At 71.2% G+C, this 2,874-nt stretch carries 2 protein-coding genes and 1 pseudogene; 2 read left to right on the forward strand and 1 reads right to left on the reverse strand.

Features of this window, described 5'->3' with window-relative positions; translation table 11 throughout:
- Window positions 1-688, reverse strand: a pseudogene (locus RWR81_RS13390) (5-(carboxyamino)imidazole ribonucleotide synthase); the annotation flags it as partial.
- A gap of 110 nt (window positions 689-798) precedes the next feature.
- Between RWR81_RS13390 and RWR81_RS13395 the strand changes: the two are divergent.
- Entirely contained in the window at window positions 799-2,022 is a 1,224-nt protein-coding gene (locus RWR81_RS13395) for a hypothetical protein (RefSeq protein WP_399498463.1), read from the forward strand.
- 40 nt (window positions 2,023-2,062) lie between these two features.
- Window positions 2,063-2,629, forward strand: coding sequence for a GtrA family protein (locus tag RWR81_RS13400; RefSeq protein WP_314458203.1), 567 nt, complete (start codon window positions 2,063-2,065; stop codon window positions 2,627-2,629).
- Window positions 2,630-2,874 lie beyond the last annotated feature (245 nt).

Consider the following 2,874-nt stretch of genomic DNA (forward strand, 5'->3'; position numbering starts at 1 on the left):
TGAAGGGGATGGCCTGCTCCACCAGGAGGCTGGTCACCGCCGCCCCGCCGAGGCTGCCTCCACCGCCGGCACCCCGGCCGTCGCTCCGACCGGTGCGGGCCCCGGCGACCGAGGCGATCCACTCGGCGGCCTCCCCCTCGCGCAGGGACTCGGCACTGCGCACGAGCAGCACGCCGTGGCCGTCATAGCCGCCGCGAGGAGTCTTGAGCACCACGGGCCAACCGTGATCGGCGGCGAAGGCCTCCACGGCGTCGGCCATCTGCTCGGCGGTCTCCTGATGCGCTCCGCCGACCTCCATCCAGGCGGGCTGTGGGAGCCCGGCCTCACTCATCGCCCGGCGCATGGCCAGCTTGTCACGGGCCAGCTCCAGGGCCCGGGGCGGAGGCTGGACGCTGACGCCCTCGGCCTGAAGACGCTCCAGGAGGGCGGCGTCCTGGTGCTCATGCTCGAAGGTGACCACCGCGGCCGGCTCCCCATCGGCCCCCGGAGTGCCGTCACCGGCGACGACGGCGCGCACGGCCGCCTCGTCACCGGCCGCCCCGACGGGGGCGTCCGGGGTCACCTGACCGGCGGAGCCGTCGGCGGCCTCCACCAGCGCTCGAAGGTGGATACCCAGAGCACTGGCCTCCTCCTGCATCATGCGGGCCAGCTGCCCGCCTCCGATCACGGCAACAATGGGAACGCTCACACCACCAAGGCTACCCGCCCCAGCAAGCCCTCACGGAAGGCGGGACCCGAGACCGTAGGGTGGAGGCCGTGACCTCAGCCGCCGATTCCTCCCCAACCCAGCAGCCCTCCATCTCAGCCTCGCCGACGCCGCAGAGCCTCTTCTCGCGCCTGCCCCGCCCGTGTCAGGTCCTGGCGGTCTGGGCAGCGGCGAGCACCCTGACCTTCCTCATCCTGCGCCTGGGGGCACAGGACACTCCCGCCACCCCGTGGGGTGGGGCCGCGCCGTCCTGGGAGGAGCACATGCGCTTCTGGGACGCCGGTTGGTACAACCGGATCATCGAGGAGGGCTATCCCGCACAACTGCCTCTCGGCGCCGACGGGAGGGTGACGCAGAACGCGTGGGCCTTCATGCCGCTGCTGAGCGGTCTGGCCTCCCTGCTGAACTGGACCGGCTGGTCCTTCTACGTGCGCGCCGCGATCGTGTCGATCCTGGCCTCTGCCGGCGCGGCAGTCGTCATGGACCGCTTGCTCTCACCGGCCACCGGGCGCAGGGCCTCCCTGTGGGCCGTGGCACTGATCTGGTCCTCACCGTGCGCGGCGGTCCTCCAGGTCCCTTACGCCGAGTCCCTGGGACTGGTCATGGTGGGACTGACGCTGTGGCAGGCGAGCCGCGGGCGGGCTCTCGCGGCGATCCCCTTCGCGGTGGCCGCCTGCTTCGCCCGCCCCGTCGGCGTTCCACTGGGGGCGGCCCTGGGACTGTGGTGGGCCTGGGAAGTGGTCGGCGCCCGCGGATGGCTCCCACCCGGCTGGTTCTCACGCCTTGTGCCGGAGCACGGCCTCCAGCGCCCGGGCGAGCGCACCCGGCTGCTCGCCCTGGCACTGACCACCTGCGCGGCCGCCTTGACCTGGCCGGTGATCGCCTGGTTGTTCACGGGCCGGCAGGACGCCTACACGGCCACGGAGACCTCCTGGCGCGGCGCCGACCTGGCCCCCTTCGCGCCGTGGCTGACCCGACTGGGCGACTGGGTGGGACCCCATCTGGGTCTGGTCCTGCTCGCCGTCGTCCTGGTCGCCGCGGGCCTGCTGCTGAGCGCCCCGGCCCTGCGCGGCCTGGGGCCCGCCGCCTGGTTCTGGTGCCTGGGCTATCTGCTCTACCTGCTGGCCTTTTTCGACCCGACGACATCAGTGCTCCGGCTCCTGCTGCCCCTGGCCCCGGTCGGCTGGGCACTGGTCGCGGCGGCCGGGACGACCCGCCGACGACTGGCGCTGCTGGCGGTCTGCATCGCCGGTCAGCTGGTATGGGTGTCCTGGGTCTGGGACCTCGGCTCCGTCAGTATTCGCTGGGTACCGTGATCGGGCTCGGCTTGCGACACCTGACTGTCACCGGCATAGGATGCCAGTTATGACGCGCTCCTCCGGTAATTCCCTGACGCAGCGGCTCGTCGCCCTCATCAAGGAGTTCACGCAGTTCGGCATGGTGGGCGCCATGGCCTACGTGATCGACGTCGGCCTGTTCAACCTCGTTCAGCACAGCCCTGCCGGATTCCTCTCCGGACACCCGAACTCCGCCCAGCTCCTGGCGTCGTCGATCGCGACCGTCTTCTCCTGGCTGGCGAACCGCCACTGGACCTACCGGGGCCGTACCCGCAAGAACGTCGCCCGTGAGGCCACCCTGTTCGTCATCGCGAACCTGGGCGGAATAGCCATCAGCCAGTTCTGTCTGCTGTTCACTCACCATGTGCTGGGACTGACCTCGCCCTTGGCGGACAACATCGCCGCCTACGTCGTCGGATTCGGGCTGGGCACCGCCTTCCGCTTCATCTTCTACCACTACATCGTCTTCACCGGGCACAAGGGCCACGGCACCGGCGACCCGGGGAGCGCTCGCCCAGTCGCCGGTGGTGAAGGCGCCGATGGGGACGACGTCGAGCCTCAGGTCCCCGCTGCGGTCCGCCCCTGAGCCGGCCACGGACCAGCGAGCACTGATGTACCGGCCCAGGGTGCCCGATTCCACAACTCGGAGGGGACCACTCTCACGGCGTTGCCGCCGCGGCACCACTTAGCCTTGCACGGTGACTGCCCTGACCGCCCTGGCCCCGGCACTGAGTCTGCCCGGTCTACCCGCCGCTCATCTCGCCCCCCTCCCCGGCGCCCACGCCCCGATGCTCGGCCCCGAGTGGCTCGATGCCGCCAACCTCATCACCA

Origin of the sequence: uncultured Actinomyces sp., assembly GCF_963526355.1 — a bacterium.
GTDB lineage: Bacteria > Actinomycetota > Actinomycetes > Actinomycetales > Actinomycetaceae > Actinomyces.